The sequence below is a fragment of the Myxococcus sp. AB025B genome (assembly GCF_006518215.1).
GTDB lineage: Bacteria > Myxococcota > Myxococcia > Myxococcales > Myxococcaceae > Myxococcus > Myxococcus fulvus.
Window position 1 is genome coordinate 1 of sequence record NZ_SRLW01000195.1, and the last position, 19199, is coordinate 19199.

The following is a 19199-nucleotide window of genomic DNA, read 5'->3' on the forward strand; positions in this document are numbered from 1 at the left end:
GAGGTGGAGGCGACAGCGTCCGTGGAGCAGGGGCTGGAGGGGTGTCGGGAGGTGACGCGCCACGAGGAGTCGGAGGTGCCGGTGAACGACGACACGTACGTCTCGGCGGAGGCGCCGGACACGACCTTCGGGGACTCGACGAAGCTGGTCTCGGATGGCAGCCCCCGACAGGAGGCGTACCTGCGCTTCATCGTCACGCAGCACACGGGCTTCGTCCGGGCGCGGCTCCGGTTGAACGTGTTGGATGGCTCCAGCAATGGCCCCACGCTGCACGCCACGTCGTCGGCGTGGACGGGCTCTTCACTGACCTGGAACAACCGGCCCGCGCCGGTGGGGGGCGCGCTGGCGAACGTGGGCGCGCTCTTGAGCGACAGCGTGGTGGAGTACGACGTGAGCGAGCACGTGACGGGGCCGGGTGAGTACGGCTTCGTGCTGCTGCCCGAGGTGGGGGACGGGACCGACTTCGCCTCGCTGGAGCTGCGGGCGCAGCGGCCCCGGCTGGTCTTCACCTATGCGACGACGACCACGGAGTGCGGCACGCAGGGCACGGGCGGCTCGCTGTTGTCGGTGCGCAAGCTGGGTGGGGGGAACAGCGAGGTGCCCCACGTCATGGCCACGGATTCGACGGGGGGCTACGTCATCGCGGGTGACGTGGGCAACCTGGGCACCTTCGGGGGGCCGGCGAACAACCCGGAGGGCCTGTTGGTCAGCCGCTTCCGCATGGACGGCTCACACCAGTGGTCGCGCTCCTTCCCGCAGGCCTCGGCGGGGACGTACCTGGTCGTCCAGGGCGCGGCGGTGACGCCCGCGGGCAACGTGCTGCTGGCGGGCGAGTACTCGGGAGAGACGGACTTCGGCCAAGGGCCGTTGCCGGGCACGGCGGGGACGCGCGGCATCTTCCTCTTGAAGCTCTCCCCGAGCGGTCAGCCTGTCTGGGCGAAGGCCTTCCAGGCACACGTGGACCGGGGCGGGGTGCCTCAGTACCAGGTGTTCCGGGTGGCGGGCGTGGCGACGGACGCGCAGGGCAGCCTGATTCTCACGGGCAGCTTCCGAGGCTTCACGGACTTCGGCGTGGGTCAGACGGACGCGGGTGAGACCACGCGCCGGGAGGAGCGGCCCACGACGGGCGCGTTCCTGGCGAGGTACACGTGGGAGGGTCGGCTCTCGTGGTCCCGGGTGTACCCGGCGGGGCAGTCCGACACGGAGGGCCTGGCGGTGGCGACGGACAGCCAGGGGAACATCGTGTTGGGCGGTGTGGCGGGGGACGGCAACGAGCTGGGGGCGACGGCGGCGCGGACGCCGTTCGTGGCGCGCTACTCGATGCACGGGGAGCGCAACTGGGTGCGCAGGCTGGAGGGCAGCGGCGTGGCCGGTCAGGTGACGGGCGTGGCGGTGCTGCCTGGGAACGCGGTGGGCTTCGTCGCGCAGGCGTTCGGCAGCATCGCGTACGCGGGTGGCACGGTGACGACGAACCCCGGAGGGGTGCCGGACCTGGTGCTGGGGACGCTGGAGAGCGCGGGCACGGACCGGTGGTTGAGGGCGTACGGCGGCACGGGGGGCGAGTATCCGCGCCGGCTGGTCGCGGACGCGCAGGGCAACCTGGTGACGTCGGGGGTGTTCCTCCTGAGCTCGGACCTGGGCGGCGGGCCGCTGAATCCAAGGGGTGGGGAGCTCAAGGCCTTCGTGGCGAAGTACGGGGCGGACGGTGCGCACCGGTGGTCGCGCGCGCTGAACGAGACGGCGCTGGACCCGGTGCTGCTGGGGATGACGCCCACGGGCGAGACCTGGTTTGGCGGCATGCTCTCCTCGGCGGAGGAGGTGGGGGGGACGGTGTACACGCCCGCGGGCAGCTCGGACCTGTTGTTGATGAAGCTGACGCCCTGAGGTGAGGCGAGGGACGTGATGGATGGCGTGGCCCGCTCGTGCGAGAGGCCACGACGTCCGCGCGTCGGAGGCTCAGGGCGCGGCAGGGGGCATCAGGTACTTCTGGATGACGCTCTCCAGGGCGCGAACCTCTGTGTCGGTCAGGTGGCCGAAGTAACGGGTCCGCTTGCTCTTGGCGAGGCGTCCGCCGTTCTGGAGGCAGAACATGACGAAGCGGTTGCGGTCCTTGTCCGGCAGGTCGACGACGGCATCGAGCTTCTCGCGGGCCTTGCGGTAGCGGACGATGAAGTCCAACTCGTCGCGAAACTCCGTGCGGATGGTCTCCTCCGTCCATCGATAGAGGTCCTCCGCCATGCGCGTGTAGTCGACGTAGCGATAGAAGTCGCTCGTCTTGCCCTTCACGGAGAGACGCCCCTTATCGTCCACCGTGTAGTCGAGGAGCTGCATCAATGGCTTGGAGAAGGACTCGAGGCAGGCGTCGTACTGCTCTCGCTTGTGCAGCATGACGGCGGAGATGGGGAAGATGAGCCCTTTGGGGGTGAAGCCCGCTCGGGACAGGATGTAGTGGATGAGCAGTCGGTGGAGTCGTCCGTTGCCGTCTTCGAAAGGGTGGATGAAGACGAAGCCAAAAGCGATGGCAGCAGCATGGATGATGGGGTCCACCTTGGAGTCTGCCATCCGCTCCAGCGAGGACAGCAGCCCCGTCATCAACCGAGGGACCATCCTTCGCTGAGGTGGGATGAAATGGACGAGCTGGCGTAGTCCCAGTCCAAGAGAACTCCCGACATAGTTCTGCTCTTCGCGATAGCCCTTCTCCTTGAAACGGTCCTCCACGATGACGTTCTGCATCCGGACCAGCGCGGTCTCGTTCAGGGACTCCATCATGGGCAGCTCTCTCAGGAGTGAGACGAAGCGCGCGGCGCGCTGCTGGGTGGGAGTCTCCCGTTCGATGTCGAAAGAGGAGCGGGTCTCCTTGGTGTAGAGGTAGTCGACGGCACGCCGAAGCGCGTCCTCGTCGTAGGACTTCACGATTCGAGCTGCTTCGCTCGCGAGCTGCTTCGCTTCGAACTCTTGGAGCACAGGTGTTCGGCGCACCGTCGGACAAAAGTCCACGTCGCCCAAGAGGTTGTTCCGGACTCGATGCCTGCGGCTGTTGATGGGGCTGGCTGTGTAGTAACGCTCGGGATCGAGCAACTCGACATAGTTGCCCGTGTCGACGTCCTCGAGGGAAATCCGACGACCGGTGAGGAACTCGTAGAGGAACCACAGTCGACGGGTGTTCTGACCCGTGGGGCGTGCCTGGACGTGGCGACACAGCTCATCCTCGAACAACGCTTTGTCCACCTTCCGGAACAACGCGGCAAGTACCTCCAGGGCGACGCCCTCGTGCTTGAGCGCGAACTCGAGGTGGTCACAAATCGTGGGACCTGGTGCGTATGAACTCGGGTAGGTGACGAACTCTCGCCCCTCGCTGCTTTTCACCTGCTTGCCCGCAACCGCCGCGCAGGTGGAAAGCTGATGGGGAGGCAGGACGGCGAGGTGGTAATCCTTGAGGACTTTCGCGTACCCGATGAGGGTGCCCTTGATCAGGAACAAGGAAGGTTGGCCTCTGTCTTGAGGGGGCTGAAAGCCCACATGGATGTTGCGAGGCAGCTTCAGTCCGACATGTCGGATGGATAGAAGCTCCTGTGAAAATCGCTAGGGACGTCGCCATTCCAATATGGACCTATATTGCATTGTGGAAATCGTTAGAAAACACCTTATTCGAAGAGGATTAATTATAGAGGGCAATGGCTCGCCTGCCTGCTGGGCGGGACGCCAAGCCTGCTTCGCCTGATGGAGCCGCCCCATGAACAAGGGCACGAACGCAGCCCTGGTGCGAGCGCTCGCCGCGGTGCTCCCCGCCGATGCCCTCGTCACCGACGCGGACGTGCTGGAGGCGCATCGGCGTGATCACGCCGAGTGGGCCCCCGCGGGCACCCCTGGCGTCCTGGTCCGCGCCACCTGCACGGAGGACGTGCGCGCGGTGCTCCGGGTCGCCTCGGCGCACCACGTTCCCGTGGTTCCTCGCGGCGCGGGCTCCGGACTGTCCGGCGGCGCCAACGCGCTGGACGACTGCATCGTGCTGTCGCTGATGCGGATGAACCGGGTGCTGGAGGTCGACGCGAAGGGGATGCTCGCCGTCGTGCAGCCCGGAGTGCTGAACGCGGAGGTGAAGGCGGCCGCGACGGCGCACGGGCTCTGGTACGCGCCGGACCCGGCGAGCTGGGAGTTCTCCAGCCTGGGCGGCAACCTGGCCACCAACGCCGGCGGCCTGTGCTGCGTGAAGTACGGCGTCACCGGGGATGCGGTGCTGGGGCTGGAGGTCGTGCTCGCGGACGGCTCGGTGGTGCGCACCGGCGGGCGCACCGTGAAGAACGTCGCGGGCTACGACTTGACGCGGCTGTTCGTCGGCTCGGAGGGCACGCTCGGCGTCATCACCGAGGCGACGCTGCGCCTTCGCCCCAGGCCCCCCAGGGCGACGACGCTGGTGGCCACCTTCCCCACGCTCGCGGGTGCGGGCTCGGCCGTCACGGACATCATGGCGCGCACGCGCCCGTCCATGCTGGAGCTGATGGACCAGGCCACCTGCCGCGCCGTGGAGGCGTACAGACCCCTGGGCCTGGACGTGGACGCGGCCGCGTTCCTGCTGGCGCGCTCGGACGCGGGCGGCGACCAGGGCGTGGCGGAAATCGAGACCATGGCGGCGGCCTGCGAGGCCGCGGGCGCGACCTTCGTCACCCACTCCACCGATGAAGCGGAGGGCGAGCTGCTGCTCACCGCGCGCCGCCTCGCCTATCCCGCGCTCGAGCGACAAGGCGCCACGCTGCTCGACGACGTGGGCGTGCCCCTGTCCCGAATCCCCGAGCTGCTCGCCGCCGTGGAGCGCGTCGCCGCCGAGCGCGGGGTGCTCGTGGGGACCTTCGGACACGCGGGCGATGGGAACATGCACCCCACCGTCGTCTTCGACCGCCAGGACCCCGCGGCGCTCATCCGGGCACGCGGCGCGTTCGATGACATCCTCGCGGCCGCGCTGGACCTGGGCGGCACCATCACCGGCGAGCACGGCGTGGGGGCGCTGAAGCAGCCCTTCCTGGGGCGGCAGCTCGGCGAGGAGGGCCTGCGCCTGCACCACCGCCTCAAGGCCGCGATGGACCCCCTCGGCATCCTCAATCCGGGCAAGGTGCTCTGAGCATCATCTCGCCCAGGGGCACGGATTCCCCTGGAATGACGAGGGTTTGCGGAAATCGCCGGGTATTTTCGGGGGCATGTCGAGAAGCTCTCCGCAGCTTCGACATAGGGGTGAACGCACCCCGATTCCGGGGCGCGGCCGACACGGAAAGAGGGAGCCACCCATGAAGTACATGCTGATGATGAACCACGCCGGTCAGGGCCCGTACGCGATGATGAACTGGCCGAAGGAGGACATCCGGGCGCACATCGCGTTCATGGTGTCGTTCGCGAAGAAGCTCTCCTCGGCGGGAGAGCTGCTGGCGGCCGAGGGGCTGGCCGGGCCTGACCAGGCGAAGCGCGTGAAGGCGGGGGCGGACGGCAAGCCCATCACCGACGGCGTCTTCCCCGAGTCCAAGGAGTTCCTCGTGGGCTACTGGCTGGTGGAGGTGGACAGCCCCGAGCGCGCCTATGCCATTGCCGCCGAGGCGTCCGCCGCGCCGGGCCTCGCGGGCAAGCCGATGAACATGAGCATCGAGGTCCGGCAGGTGATGAGCGGTCCTCCTCCCGAGTTCCTGTGACGTGAAGTCCCAGGCTCGCCACCCCATCGAGTCCCTGCTGCGCGAGCACGCGCCCAGGGTCCTGGGCGCCATCCTCCGACGGTTCCGTGACTTCGGAGCCTCGGAGGACGCGGTGCAGGAGGCGCTGCTCGCGGCCGCGATGCAATGGCCTCAGGGCGGCGTGCCGGAGGACCCTCGCGCCTGGCTGATCCAGGTGGCCTCCCGGCGCATCACCGACCAGGTGCGCGCCGAGGCGGCCCGACGCCACCGGGAGGAGCTGGTGGTGAGCATGGTGCCGCCGGAGCTCCAGCTCGTCCTGCCCGTGATGGGGGACGAGTCGATGGGGGGCGACGACACGCTGGCGTTGCTCTTCATGTGCTGTCATCCGGCGCTGACGACGACCTCGGCGATTGCCCTCACGCTGCGCGCGGTGGGCGGCCTGACGACGGGGGAGATCGCCAGGGCCTTCCTCGTCCCCGAGGCGACGATGGCGCAGCGAATCAGCCGCGCCAAGCAGAGCATCCACACCTCCGGGGTGCCGTTCCAGAAGCCCACGCCGGAGGAGACCGCGCAGCGGCTGGGCGCGGTGCTGCACGTGCTCTACCTCGTCTTCAACGAGGGCTACACGGCGACCTCCGGGCCCCAGGTGCTCCGCACGGATTTGTCGGGCGAGGCCATCCGGCTGACGCGGATGCTGCACACGCTGTTGCCGGAGGACGGCGAGGTGGCGGGACTGCTCGCGCTGATGTTGCTGACGGACGCGCGGAGGGCCGCGAGGACGGGGCCCTCGGGAGAGCTGATTCCGCTCGACGCGCAGGACCGGAGTCTCTGGGATGCGGCGATGGTTGCCGAGGGCGTGGCGCTCATCTCGGCGACGCTGTCGAAGGGCTCGCTGGGTCTGTACCAGGTGCAGGCGGCCATCGCGGCGGTGCACGACGAGGCGACGCGCGCCGAGGACACGGACTGGCCGCAGATTCTCGCGCTCTACGGCGTGTTGATGGGACTGACGGACAACCCGATGGTGGCGCTCAACCACGCCATCGCGACGGCGATGGTGCACGGGCCTCGCACGGGGCTGACGTTGCTGGACGTGTTGGACAAGAGCGGGCGGCTCGCCGGGAACCACCGGCTGGACGCGGTCCGCGCGCACCTGCTGGAGCGCGCCGGTGAGCCCGCGAAGGCGGTGGTGCATTACCGCAAGGCCGCCGAGCGCACCGCGAGCCTGCCGGAGCGAGACTATCTGCTGCTGCAGGCCGCGCGGTTGAGCGAGGTGCTGGGCTCGTAGTCGGACGTGGAGCGCATCGCTGGAGTGAGCGGTCGACGCGCTCCCGGGTCGGGGCTCGCGCCAACCCGTCGCATGGAGCGCAGGGGCGATGATGGAGAGCGACTCAATGCGCGGGCGGTCCAGAGCGAGGCACCGCGAGTGCTTCATGGGTGACGAAGCTCGCCACTGACGAACGCCACCTCCTCGAGGGCGAGTCGGCTCGGAACTCGGCACCGCGAGAGCCTCGTTGGTGACGAAGCCGAACGTGCCCTCCACCCTCCGCGGCGCGTCGACTCCGACCAGAGGGGCCCTCGACGGGGTTCCTTCAGGACAGGCGCCTCCGTCTCTCGACGGCCTGCTCCGCGAGGGTCTCCCAGCGGCACGGTATTGCGCTCGTCGGCCGCCGCGCGACTTCACGTGCTCGCGCTGGATGCTGGCCGAGGAGGCCGCCGTCACCGTGTGCATCGTTGACGAGGGGAACAATACCGATGCACGCCAGGGCGAAGGACGGGCTCCAGGAAAGAGCACGGTCTTCGCCCCGGTAACACCCCGGGCGGACTACTTCGTCGTCGCGGCGCCGAGGGTCTCCAGCACCTTGCGCGCGTGGTCGTTCTTCGGGTTGAGCTCCAGCGACTTGCGGTAGCTCGCGGCGCCCTCGGTCTTGCGGCCCGCGGCCACATAGCCCTCGCCCAGGCTGTCGTGCGCGTTGGCGTCCTGCGGGAAGAGCGTGACGTTCGCCTCGAACAGCTTCAGCGCGTCGGCCTGCTGTCCCTCTCGCAAGAGCGAGTACCCCAGCTCGTTGAGCACGTCCGCGGACAGCTTCTCGTCCTGGGGCGCTTCCGCCTTGCGCGCCTTGAACCACGCGATGGCGTCCTCGACGCTCTTCGTTCGCACCAGCAGGTCCACCGTCACCGAGGGGTGCTCGGGCTCGACGGTGTAGCCCTTCCAGCCGTACACGGAGATGGCGCTGGCCATGAGGCGCTCGAACAGTCGCGAGCCGTTGTCCGAGTTGGTCATGATGACCACGCCGCTACCGGACTCGGCGAAGGCCACGAGCAGGGCGCGGTAGCCCTCGTTCGCGCCGCCGTGGCCGAACCAGTCCTGGCCCGGACGACGCATGAAGCCGATGCCGAAGGCCTCCGACTCGGGCTGACGGGTGAGCATCTGCTTCGCCATGGCCTGCGACACCACGCGCTTCGACTGGCCCTGGGTGGCCTTGGACATCTCCAGCGCGGCGCGCGCCAGGTCGGACGGCGTCGTCCACAAGCCCGCGGGCGCCAGCTCCGGGTACACGTGCCAGCCTCCCTGGACGCGCTTGCCGTCGGGGGTGGTGCCGGTGGCGGCGCGCGAGGCGAGCGACGCGGGCAGGGGCTGCTCGAAGGTGCTGTCCTTCATCCCGAGCGGCGCGAGCACCGTCTCCTTCATGAGCTGGGGGAACGGCTTCTTCAACTGGTCGACGAGCAACTGCTGGACGACGGTGGTGCCGCCGCCGCTGTAGCGGGTGAGGGTGCCGGGCACGGTGTTCACGCGCACGGCCGACGAATTGGCGGGCTTCTCCCCATCGAGAATCTGCTGCACCGTGGGCAGGGGCGCGTCGACGGCGTAGCCCGCGAAGCCATGCACGGTGGTGCCCGCGGTGTGAGAGAGCAGCCGGCGCAGGGTGACCTTCTGCTCCTTCGTGAACTCGTTGTCGGGCAGCTTCCACGACACCAGCTTGTCGTTCACGTTCTCATCGAGCGACCACTTGTGCTTCTCGGCGTGGTGCATGGCGGCCATCGCCGTGACGGGCTTGCTGATGGACGCGGCCTGGAAGAGCGTGTCGATGGTGACGGGCTCAGCTCCGCCCGCCTGCTTGACGCCGTAGGCCTTGGCCCAGACGAGCTTGCCCTGGTCGAACACGGCGAGGCTCAGGCCGGGGACCTTGTACAGCTCCATCCACTGCGGCAGCGACAGGTGCCGCGGCGTCTCACCGGGCAGCGCGATGGCGGGCAGGCCCTCCTCCACGCGGGCCACGCGCGCGGCCTCGGCGGGGCGCGACAGCCACTGCGTCTGGGGCTTGGAGGGGGCCGCGCCGGTGAGCAGCCCGAGCGCGAGCGTGCCAGTGAGGGACACGGCGGCGAGGCGGAAGGACGGAAGTCGAGACATGGATGGAGGTTCCTGGGGACTCGCGCGATGACCTGGTGGGTACGCGCGGGGTCCCACATGATTGCCTCGGCCTGCGTCGAGAGGAACTCCCGAGTCCTCCGGGGAGCGTCGACCCTGGGTCGCCAGGCGACGCGCGTGGGGACACTCCCCGGGTTTCTTCACGACAGGGACCTTCAGTTGCGGGCGGCGGCGTGCTCCACGGCCCAGTTCAGGGCCTGGTCCGCGATGGCCTCCCAGCCGGGCTGGGCCACGGTGTAGTGCGAGCGGCCGGGCACCTCCACGTACTCCGTCACCGCCTTCGACTTCGCGTAGCGCTTCGCGTTCTCGCGCTGGATGCTGGCCGGGAGGATGACGTCCAGGTCACCCGAGAGGAACAGCAGCGGGGCGCGCGCGTCGTTGCGCAGGTTCACCGTGACTTCCGAGCGCGGCGTCAGGTTCGCCAGCGCACCCTGGAACAGCGCCCGGCCCGAGCCGGGGATGTACTGGGTGCGGTAGATTTCGTCCGACTCCTCCTGCGTCAGCGTGTTGGTGAAGGCGTAGTGGAACTGCTCGGGCGTCATGGGCGCGTGGCGCTTGACGTTGGCGGGGTTGAGGAGCGTCGACGCGGTCGACTTGATGGTGGTGAAGGGCAGCGTGTAGACGCCCTTCACGGGCGCCGAGTGGATGGCCACGCCCGCCGCGCCCACGCCCCGGTCCAACAGCATCTGCACGAAGGCGCCGCCGAACGAGTGGCCCATGAGGATGGGCGGGGTGGGCAGCGCGCGGATGATGCGCTCGTAGTGGTCGACGATGTCCTTCACGCCCAGGTTGTTGAGCGGCGTCGGGTCCTTCTGCAGCGCCTCGACTCCGCCCTCCAGCCCGGGCCACGTCGGGGCGATGACGCGGTAGCCGGCCTTCTCGTAGCGCTGAATCCAGCCCTGCCAGCTGCGCGGCGTCATCCACATGCCGTGGATGAGGACGATGGTATCCGGCTGGCCCTGGGTCTGCTGAACGGTGGCGCTCATGACGTGCTCCCTCTTGGTTCACCGCGTCGTCGCGGTGTGCGGCGTTGACGAGGGGAACAGTACGGATTCGGGTCGGGGCGAAAAACGGGCTCCCGGGAAGAGCACTGTTTCCGCCCCGGAAACAATCCTGATGGGCTGCTTCGTGGCGGTGCCGAGCGTCTTCAGCATCGCGCGGGGGCGTTCGTCGGTCTCGAGGCCCGCACGATGGCTGCGCGGGCTGCTGCGCCTCGTGGAAAGCCACGATACGCAACGACTGTTCGACGCGAGGTCCTGTCTCGCGGGCAACTAAATCGGGCTCGGCGAGCGTCCCTAGGAACTCCGGAATTCGTAGGAACGAGAATCGGTAGACGGTCTCGATTCGCGAAAAGGGGTGACTGATGGGCGGCACGACGTCGATTCGTGGTGGCTCTTCGACAGGTTCATCATCGGGGGCATCTGGAGCGGACGCGGCCCGACGCGCCGAGGAGGCCCGGCAGCGGGCGGAGGCTGCGCGCAAGGCGGCGGAGGCTGCGCGCAAGGCGGCGGAGGCAGCCCGCCGGGCCGCGGAGGCGGCGCGGCTCGCGCAGGAGAAGGCTCGCGCGGAAGCGGCGAAGGCGAAGCAGCAGGCCCAGCAGCCGGGGCAGACGCCCGAGGAGCAGAAGGCCTCTCGCAAGGAGGCCGAGGCGGCTGCCAAGGCCCAGAAGGCGGCCGAGCAGCGCGCATCCAAGGCCGACGAGGCGCTGCGGGCCGCGGAGGAGAAGGCGGCGCGGACGGCCCGGCAGGCGCAGGGCGCCATGGGTCAGGCGAACGTGTTGGCGACGCAGCAGGGACTGGCGCAGCCGTTCGACGACAAGAGCGTCAACGGCGTGAACCCGAGGGCCGCCACGTCGGACGTGTCGTCGTTCGACGCCGCGCCGCGCAAGGAGGGTATGGACAAGCTGTTGGGCAACGTGCCCTCGCCGACGGGGAGCGCGGAGGGCTCCACGCTGCTGACGGAGGACGCGAAGGACGGGAAGGTCAACTGCCTGGATGTGGCGGCGGACTGGGTGGACAAGGCATCGCCGGAGCTGCGTGCGCGCTCGGAGATGGTGTTCCTGCAGGACCAGCGGCCGGGGGCCGAGGGGCAGACGGGACACGTGGTGGTGCGCCAGGGCGAGCAGGTGTTGGACCCGACGACGAACCAGTCGTACGAGTCCATGGAGGCGTACAAGAAGGCGCAGCCTCAGTACCAGGAGGTGGGCAGCGTGCCGGCGACGGACGCCCAGCGCATCTTCGACACGCCGCCGGGCTCGCCCGAGCGCGCCGCGGAGCTGGAGAAGGCGAAGCTGTCGCCCGAGCTGCGGAACATGATGGTGGCGGACGTGAGCGGGCCCGAGCAGCAGGCGTGGGACCGCTACGACGCGCACGTGAAGGCGGGGCCGCCCAAGGATTTGCCGCGGAACATGGGGCTGAGGCAGGAGATCCTCGAGGCCCATGCCGCCAAGACGAAGGAGCTGGCGGACGCGGCGAACAAGGCGTCCGTGGAGCGGCTGCGCGCGGAGCTGGGCTCGACGCCCGAGGGCAAGAAGGCGCTGGAGGACCTGGACGCGCGCGGCGTCGGCATCCACGTCGTGGACGACGCGGCGTACGCGCGGCTGCCGGGCGCGGGGACGGACGGGCACGCGTTGCCGGGCAATGGTGACATCACGCTGAGCCGCAAGGGCGCGACGGTGGACGTGCTCCAGCGCGAGGCGCAGCGCTCCGCGGAGACGCAGCAGCTGAAGCTGCCGACGACGCCCGAGGAGGGCGAGCGGTTGGCGGTGTCGGTGTCGGAGACGTTGAAGGCGAACCCGCGTCAGCCGGTGGAGTTCGAGGACGGGGGCATCCACGTCGTCGCGATGAGGAACCCGAAGGCGTCGCTGGTGGAGAACGGGGGCAGTGTGGCGGACGTGCTCGGGCTCTCGCCGTCGTTCACCGAGGAGGCGCAGGCGGCGGGGAGGCAGCCGGGCAGTGACACCATCGTCAACACGAGCTTCTACGACTTCGCCGCGTGGGGGACGAACCCGGTGGGGCAGGTGGTGAAGAACGGCGAGGTGATTGCGGGAAATTCGGATCCGGACCGCTTCTACGCGGCGTGGACGGACTCGGGCATGAAGTTCGGGCAGGGGGATCCGCCGAAGGACGCGAACCTGGCGTTTGGTGGCGCGGTGCCGGTCATCATCGACGGCACGCCGTACGGCGTGGGCAATCAGTACAAGCCGGGCACGGACGCGGCGGCGCCGGACAAGGGAGACCCCGGGGCGTTCGCGGGGGACCTGACGCAACGGAACAACGAGAGCTTCCGTGCGCAGGAGGAGCGGGGCAAGGAGGTTGGCAAGGTCATCGTCGGCTACGACCGGGACACGGGCACGACGTACGTGGTGGCGCAGGAGGACGGCTCCAAGCCGGGCAAGACGCTCTCGGAGATTCGCGACGCGCTGGTGAAGCTCGGCGTGGATGACGCGGTGTCGTTCGACGGCTCGGACTCGGCGACGCTCGTGCGCGACGACCAGGTGAAGGCGGAGCCGGGCTGGGCGAAGAACCAGACCATCCCCTACGGCCTGCGGCTCAGCCTGGGGGAGTGACGTGACGTGCTCGAGGCGGCGCGTGGGTGGCGCGCCGCTTCGGACTGGCGTCCATCGCCTACTCCGGCTTCCCGCCTGTCCGCTTCCACAACTCGCGCGCCAGAATCGTGGCGAAGCGCGAGTCATTCAGGATGTACCGGCGCCACAGGCGCTTGGGCTCGTTGGCCAGACGGTACAGCCACTCGAAGCCTGCCTTCGCAATCCACCGAGGGGCGCGCTTCGCCGTGCCCGCGATGAAGTCGAACCCCGCCCCCACGCCAATCGCCACCGTGGGGCCCAGCTTCTGCGACACCTGCGAAATCCACACCTCCTGCTTCGGGCTGCCCAGCGCCACGAAGAGCAGGTGCGGGTCCTTCTCCCGGATGCTCGCGACAATCGGGTCGTTCTGCGCGTCCCCCGCGTCCGTGCGCACCATCGGCGAATCCCACCCCACCACCTCCACCCCGAACTTCTCCCCCACGATTCGCGCCACCTTCTCCGCCACCCCCGGGCCCGCGCCGAGCAGGTACACCCGCCACTTGCGCTCCGCCCCCAGCTTCATCAGCGGCAGAATCAGGTCCGAGCCTGCGATGCGCTCGGGCAGCGCCACGTCCAGCGCCTTCGATGCCCAGACGATGGGCATCCCATCCACCACCGAAATCGCCGCGCGCGAGTACGCCTCGCGGAACTGCGCGTTGTCCTCCGCCAGCACCACGTGGTCCACGTTGGCCGTGAACACGTAGCCACCCTGGCGTGAGTCCACCAGCCGGCCAATCTCCAGCACCGCCTCCTCGAAGGTGAGCTGGTCGATGGCCAGCTGGCCGATGCTCAGCCGAGGGCGGCCCGTGGTGAACGGCGTCGTCTGCTTCGTGTCCGGAGTCGCGGTACTCATGGCTTCTTCACCGTCAAATCAAGCACTGTCATCGAGTAGGGCGGCAGCCGCTGCGTCAGCCCCGCCGCCGTATGGTTTCCCGCCGGCTGCTGCAGGAACCCGCCCGGCGCGCCCGAGTACCCCAGCACGCGCACGTTCTCGAGCGTCCCACAGCCGTTCAGCTTCACCCGCGCCTGCGCCGCCTGGTCCGGGTCGAAGTTCAGCACCACCGCCACCACCTTGGTGCCGTCCTTGTTGCGCGAGGCGAACACGCTCGTGCCCTCCTCCGCCTTCGCCGGCACCCAGACGTCCTGGAAGCGGCCACCCCGCCCGTCAAAGTCCCTGAACGCGCGGAACGCCCAGAACACCGGGCTGCCGTTCGTCGGGTACTGCCAGAAGTAGGCGGAGTAGATGTTCTCCTGTGCGAAGCGGCCCAGCGCCTCGGCCTGCGCCAGGCCTCCGCTCATGTGGCCGAACGCGCCGAAGTTGTACTCACCAATCGAGATGCGCCGGCCCGGGTAGTTCTGCGCAATCCACTCCTTCATGCGCGGGAGCAGCCGCACCGGCTCGCCAATCCACGACTCGTCCTTGTACGTCGGGTCCCACAAGGCGCGCGTGGAGCGGATGCGCCGCGCGTTCGTCTCCGGGTCCGTGTTCCCCTCCAACCCCACGCCCACGTTCGTCTGCGGGTAGAAGTGCAGGTCCACCACGTCCAGGATGCGCACACCCGTCTTCTTCTCGTGCTCGCGCAGCTGCCGCAGGTACCAGGGCAGCAGCGGCACGTCGCCATGCGCGCGGCGGTCCGAGTGCGGCGCCTTGCCCGGCGCGAAGTCCGCCGCGGACCAGAGGTAGTTCGTCCAGCCCCACTCGGCGGGGCCCGCGATGAGCGCGTCCGGGTCCGCCTTGCGCACCGCGGTGCCGTACGCAATCGTGCGCGACAACAGCCCGTCGTACGTCAACGGCTCCGGGAACACATCCCGGTGCGTCGAGTTCCAGAGCATGGGCTCGTTGTCGAGGATGTACATGTGCACGCTGCGCTCGCCGCGAGCCGCATCTCGCTCGCGGATGGCGCGCACCCACTCGGCGACGAACTCGGGCGAGGCCTCGGTGCTCGTCTGGGACGGAGGCCCGGGCTTGAGCGGGGTGCCGTCGCGCGTGACGCCGTTGCCGGAGCCGTTGTCCTCGCCGCGCTGCGGGCCGAAGGTCGCCACCGGGAAGCCCACCGAGCGCGTGTCCTTGGCCACCCACCCGAGCAGCGGCACGGTGAGCGCGGAGCTCATCCCGTTCTTCCGGTTGGACTCGAGGAAGTCCGTGTAGCTCAGGCCGATGTCCACGTTCTGGAAGAACCAGTCGTTGGCCGTGTTCCACGCGCCGCCCAGCTTCCAGTTGTAGCGGGAGGTGGGGTTGCCGCCCCAGCGGCGCGTCGTCGCGCCCAGCTTGTACTGGTGCTGGTCCTTCTTCTCGCGAAGGCCGTCCAGCGCGATGCCATAGATGAGCGGGCTGATGTCATGCCCGGGCGCGGTGCAGTCGATGGTCATCGACGTGTCGCGCCCGCTGCCCTTACCCGTGCGGCCCCCGCCCGCGGCCAGCGCGGCGGCCACGTCCGGCGGCAGCGGCACCAGCGCCACCTTGTCGAACAGCACCCAGTCCCGCCCCACGTCCTTCGACGCACGCAGCACCACGCGGTCGAACGCCTCCCCCTTGGGGTTGAGCAGCTCCATGGGGATGACGATGTCGGCCCACTCGCCGTCCTTGCGCACCTGCAGGTCCGCTGTGATGGGCACGCGCGGGAAGGACACCGCGCCGGGCGTGTCCAGCCGCACCTCCAGGAACTCGCCGTAGGACTCCGGCGCGCTCAGGCGCAGGGACAGCGCCCCGAAGCTGCCCGACAGCTTGGGCTGGTAGAGAATCCAGCCGCCGTAGTTGAACAGGCGCATCCTCGCCGGAGCGCCCTTGGGCAATTCGCGCGGCGCCCAGCCGATGTCCTTCCACCCGGCACCGAGGCCGCCGTCGTAGAGGACCACCGGCGCGGTGCTCGCCGCCTCGACGGCCGCGGGCTTCGTCTCGCCCGGCTTCGCGGCGTCGCCCACCGCGGGCTTCACCTCGCCGGAGGGCTCACCGCCGCGCGCCAGCGCCACCGAGCCACCGGCGACCGCCAGCGTGCAGACCACCACGGCGGCGCCCGCCTTGCTCCGCGCACCCTTCACACCTGCCTCCATGGATTCGACTCCCCCGGGCCTGGGGGCCCTCACAGCACCACGTCGTCCGTGTCCTTGCGCGGGAAGATGCGCGCGGGAATCCCCACGGCCACGCTGTCCGGCGGCACGTCCTGCAGCACCACGGCGTTGGCGCCGATGCGCGAGCGCGCGCCGATGCGCACCGGCCCCAGGACACGAGCGCCGGCTCCAATCCACACGTCATCCTCGATGACGGGGTAGCCGTTGTCCTTGGCGGTGCCCACGGTGTTGTTGCCGTAGAAGCGCACGCGGTCGCCGATGCGCGCGTCCCCGCCGATGACGATGCCCAGGCTGTGCACGAAGTACACGCCCTTGCCCAGCGTCACGTCCTTGCCGATCTCGATGCCCAGCACCGCCGTCTGCGCCACGCGCAGCACGTGGTTGACCAGGGGGATGTGGTAGTCGAGCGCGGCCTCGCGGGCGCGGTTGAGCGCGGTGATGCGGTACGAGTCGCTGGTGAGCACCACCTTGGCGACGGACTTCGCGTCGGTGTGTCCATTGGCGGCGCGGGCCAGCTCCATCGCATCGGAGACCAGCGCGCCAAGCATCGAGCGCTTCGACTTCAGGAAGTTCATCGGTTCCCCCCGCCCTGGAGGTAGCGGACCACCTCACGGGCGATACCCGTCCAGCCGCCGGCCTCGTTGCGAGCGCCGCGCAGATACTCCATGCCGTACACCACCGACGTGCCCGCGAACGCGGCCTTTTCCAGGCCCAGCCTGTCCGCGGCCTTCGCGGCGCTCATCACCGCGCCCGTCAAGACGCGCGTGGCCTCCGGCGCGACGACGGTGGCCGCGAGCAGCGGGCGCGCCAGGGGGTTCGTCTCGAAGAGCAGCCGCCACGGATTGACGCCGCGCACGTCCGGGTGCTTGCGCGCCACGTGCGTGTCGAACATGCCGTAGCGGTTCGCGCGCTTGAGCCAGCGCTCGAAGGACACGTGGTCGCTGCCGTGCAGCACGTGCGCGTCGCTGGCGAACACGAACGCGCAGCCCGCCTTCTCCAGCCGCACGCCCAATTCCACGTCCTCGGACTGGCCCAGCGACTTGTCGAAGCCGCCCACGCCCACGTAGTCCTCGCGATGGAAGGACACGTTGCCCGTGTACAGGTGGTTGCCGTGCGCGCGCGCGCCGGGGGTGGACAGCTCCTCCGCCATGCGGTGGTTGAGGTACGCGTACCAGCGCTCGAACAGCGGCATGGCGCCGATGGACGGGTCCGGGCGGATGCGGCCCAGCACCACGTGCCGCGAGCCCTCCGGGTGGTGCGCCAGGTGCCGCTCCAGGAAGTCCTTCTCCACCTGCATGTCGTCGTCGGTGACGAGGACGATTTCACCCCGCGCCGCGAGCACGCCCCGGTGCCGCGCCGCCGCCGCGCCCGCGTTGGCCTGCACCTCCACGCGCAGCGCGTAGGGGAGGCTCTTTCCGAGCGCGTCCAGCGGGGCCTTCACCGGCTCCTTGGAGCCGTCATCGACGACGACGACCTCGTAGCGCTCGGGCGGGAGCGTCTGCTGGGCGAGCTGTCCGAGGAGCCGGGTGATGAGGGGCAGCCGGTTGTACGTGGCGACGACGACGCTGAGGCGGGGCGTGGAGGCGTCCGAGGGCGTCATGGCTTGTTCTTCTTGCGGGAGAAAAGGCCCCGGCCCTTCTTCTGCCGGGGGAAGGTGACGCTGCCCACGAAGCGCTCCGGGCCGATGAACTCCATCGTCTTGCGCGCCGAGCCGAAGTCCGTCTCCCCCAGGGTGACGCACAGGAGGACGCCGTCGGCGGCGAGCGCCACGGGGAGGCTGGCGGGGCGGGTGAGGACGGAGTCGATGACGGCGACCACGCGCTCGCCCCGGGCCACGCGCTCGCGCAGCTCCAGCACGCGGCGGGGGGCCTCGGCGGGGGACAGGCCGATGGCGTCATCCAGGTGGATCTTCTGCGTGGCCGCGTAGGGCGCGCCGGCCTCCAGGATGGCGGTGGCGGCCTCCAGCGCGGGGGCACCCGGGTGCGCGGGGACCACGGTGAGGAAGCTCCAGCCGGTGCGCTCCAGGGCGAACCACAGCCGCTGCAGCGCCGGTGAGGGCACGGTGCTGTCGGGAACCTCGGCGTCCGAGGTGGAGGGCGGTGCGCTGGAGTCGGCCATGGAGCGCCGCCCGGTATAGCCCAACGCACGGTGTCGACCCAATGACCTGGCGGGCGGGCGGGGGAGCGGGTGCCCTGCGACCTGCCCCAATGAGTCCGGGGACTTCCGGGCCCTCCCCGTGGGGCCGTGGGAGCGGCCGTGTTATGGAAAGCAGGTGCCGAAGATTGGTTATCTCATCCCCGAGTTTCCCGGACAGACACACATCTTCTTCTGGCGAGAGTTGCAGGCCCTTCCCGGGAAGGGCGTGACGCCGGAGCTGGTCTCCACCCAGCCGCCGCCCGCGCGCATCATCTCCCACAGCTGGGCGCGCGAGGCCATGGCCCGCACCGAGTACCTGGCCCCGCCCGGGCCGCTCGGCGTGGTGAAGGCCGTGGCGGAGATTGCCCGCGCCATGCCCACGGGCTGGGCGCGGTGCCTGGCCTCCATCGCCCGCGCGGAGGGGCTGGACGCGAAGGGTCGCGCGCGGCTCCTGGCCTTCGCGGTGATGGGCGGGCGGCTGGCGTCGCTGGCGCGTGAGCGGGGGTGGACGCACGTGCACGTGCACTCGTGCGCCAACGCCGCGCACGTGGCGCTGTTCGCGAACCTGCTGTCGGGGCTGCCGTACAGCATGACCCTGCACGGGCCGCTGGACGACTACGGGCCGAACCAGCGGGAGAAGTGGCGGCACGCCCGGTTCGCGTTCGTCATCACGAAGAAGCTCCTGGGCGAGGTGAACCAGGAGCTGGCGGGGAGCCTGCCCAAGGACATCGAGCTGGCGCCGATGGGCGTGGAGCTGGGCAAGTTCAACCGCTCGACGCCGTACCAGGCGTGGACGGGCGAGGGGCCGCTGCGCATCTTCTCGTGCGGACGCCTCAACCCGTGCAAGGGGCACGCGGACCTCATCGACGCGGTGGGCATGCTGCGGACGAGGGGCATCGACGCGCGGCTGTCGATTGCAGGCGAGGACGAGGCGGGCGGCACCACGTACCGCAAGGTGCTGGAGGCGAAGCTCGCGGAGTCGAAGCTGGGCGACGCGGTGACGCTGCTGGGCGCGGTGGGCGAGGACGTGGTGCGGGACGGCATCGAGCGCGCGCACATCTTCGCGCTGGCGAGCCTCCAGGAGCCGTTGGGCGTGGCCATCATGGAGGCCATGGCCATGCGCGCGCCGGTGGTGGTGACGGGGGCGGGCGGGGTGAAGGAGCTGGTGGACGACGGCGTGGACGGGATGCTCGTGCCGCCGCAGGCGCCCGCGGTGCTGGCCGAGAAGCTGGAGGCCGTGGCGCGAAATCCGCGCGAGGCCGAGCGGCTGGGGGAGGCGGGCCGGCGCAAGGTGGAGACGCAGTTCAGCAGCGAGCGCAGCGCGGAC

Annotated in this window: 14 protein-coding genes; 6 read left to right on the forward strand and 8 right to left on the reverse strand. The window is 69.8% G+C overall.

All coding sequences use genetic code 11. The annotated features are described in order from the left end of the window. Nucleotides 1-1884: DNRLRE domain-containing protein (locus FL311_RS27915; RefSeq protein WP_141329706.1), on the forward strand; the 1884-nt coding region annotated here is incomplete at its 5' end. Between the two features lie 72 nt (nt 1885-1956). On the opposite strand, the gene FL311_RS27920 is transcribed toward FL311_RS27915, so the two are convergent. Next, nucleotides 1957-3480: a Fic family protein gene (locus tag FL311_RS27920; RefSeq protein ID WP_141329707.1), complete on the reverse strand. Its 1524-nt coding sequence runs from the start codon at nt 3478-3480 to the stop codon at nt 1957-1959. Nucleotides 3481-3733: 253 nt separating this feature from the next. Here FL311_RS27920 and FL311_RS27925 point away from each other — a divergent pair, with 253 nt between their 5' ends. From FL311_RS27925 to FL311_RS27935, 3 genes are all read left to right on the forward strand, one after another. Continuing rightward, a complete protein-coding gene (locus FL311_RS27925; protein ID WP_141329709.1) occupies nt 3734-5116 on the forward strand; it encodes an FAD-binding oxidoreductase in 1383 nt (460 codons plus the stop codon). A gap of 163 nt (nt 5117-5279) precedes the next feature. Next, nucleotides 5280-5675 (forward strand): YciI family protein, encoded by a 396-nt coding sequence (locus tag FL311_RS27930; protein WP_141329711.1) that lies wholly within the window; start codon nt 5280-5282, stop codon nt 5673-5675. Nucleotide 5676: 1 nt separating this feature from the next. Then, nucleotides 5677-6939 (forward strand): RNA polymerase sigma factor, encoded by a 1263-nt coding sequence (locus FL311_RS27935; protein WP_141329713.1) that lies wholly within the window; start codon nt 5677-5679, stop codon nt 6937-6939. Nucleotides 6940-7476: 537 nt separating this feature from the next. On the opposite strand, the gene FL311_RS27940 is transcribed toward FL311_RS27935, so the two are convergent. Further along, nucleotides 7477-9063 carry a serine hydrolase domain-containing protein gene (locus FL311_RS27940; protein WP_141329715.1) on the reverse strand — a complete coding sequence of 529 codons (1587 nt, stop codon included), beginning with the start codon at nt 9061-9063 and terminating at the stop codon, nt 7477-7479. A 173-nt stretch (nt 9064-9236) separates the two neighbouring features. Continuing rightward, nucleotides 9237-10067, reverse strand: coding sequence for an alpha/beta hydrolase (locus FL311_RS27945; protein WP_141329717.1), 831 nt, complete (start codon nt 10065-10067; stop codon nt 9237-9239). Nucleotides 10068-10444: 377 nt separating this feature from the next. Here FL311_RS27945 and FL311_RS27950 point away from each other — a divergent pair, with 377 nt between their 5' ends. Then, the gene (locus FL311_RS27950) at nt 10445-12649 is read left to right on the forward strand and encodes a phosphodiester glycosidase family protein (RefSeq protein WP_141329719.1); all 2205 of its coding nucleotides are present in this window, start codon (nt 10445-10447) and stop codon (nt 12647-12649) included. A 58-nt stretch (nt 12650-12707) separates the two neighbouring features. Here FL311_RS27950 and epsA read toward each other — a convergent pair whose 3' ends face one another. Genes epsA through FL311_RS27975 form a run of 5 tightly spaced genes read right to left on the reverse strand, consistent with a single transcriptional unit; the run spans nt 12708 to nt 17854 of the window. Beyond that, the gene (gene epsA / locus FL311_RS27955) at nt 12708-13520 is read right to left on the reverse strand and encodes an exopolysaccharide biosynthesis glycosyltransferase EpsA (RefSeq protein WP_141329721.1); all 813 of its coding nucleotides are present in this window, start codon (nt 13518-13520) and stop codon (nt 12708-12710) included. Further along, a complete protein-coding gene (epsB, locus tag FL311_RS27960; protein ID WP_141329723.1) occupies nt 13517-15718 on the reverse strand; it encodes a GH44 family glycoside hydrolase EpsB in 2202 nt (733 codons plus the stop codon). Before epsB ends, epsA begins: the two co-directional genes overlap by 4 nt. Before the next feature lie 29 nt (nt 15719-15747). Next, nucleotides 15748-16311, reverse strand: a complete 564-nt coding sequence (gene epsC / locus FL311_RS27965; protein ID WP_141329725.1) for a serine O-acetyltransferase EpsC — start codon at nt 16309-16311, stop codon at nt 15748-15750. After that, nucleotides 16308-17336: an exopolysaccharide biosynthesis glycosyltransferase EpsD gene (gene epsD, locus FL311_RS27970; protein ID WP_141329727.1), complete on the reverse strand. Its 1029-nt coding sequence runs from the start codon at nt 17334-17336 to the stop codon at nt 16308-16310. The genes epsC and epsD overlap by 4 nt, the downstream gene beginning before the upstream one ends. Next, entirely contained in the window at nt 17333-17854 is a 522-nt protein-coding gene (locus FL311_RS27975) for a hypothetical protein (RefSeq protein ID WP_228557127.1), read from the reverse strand. Before FL311_RS27975 ends, epsD begins: the two co-directional genes overlap by 4 nt. Nucleotides 17855-18008: 154 nt before the next feature. Between FL311_RS27975 and epsE the strand changes: the two genes are divergently transcribed. Then, nucleotides 18009-19199: exopolysaccharide biosynthesis GT4 family glycosyltransferase EpsE (epsE, locus tag FL311_RS27980; protein ID WP_141329731.1), on the forward strand; the 1191-nt coding region annotated here is incomplete at its 3' end.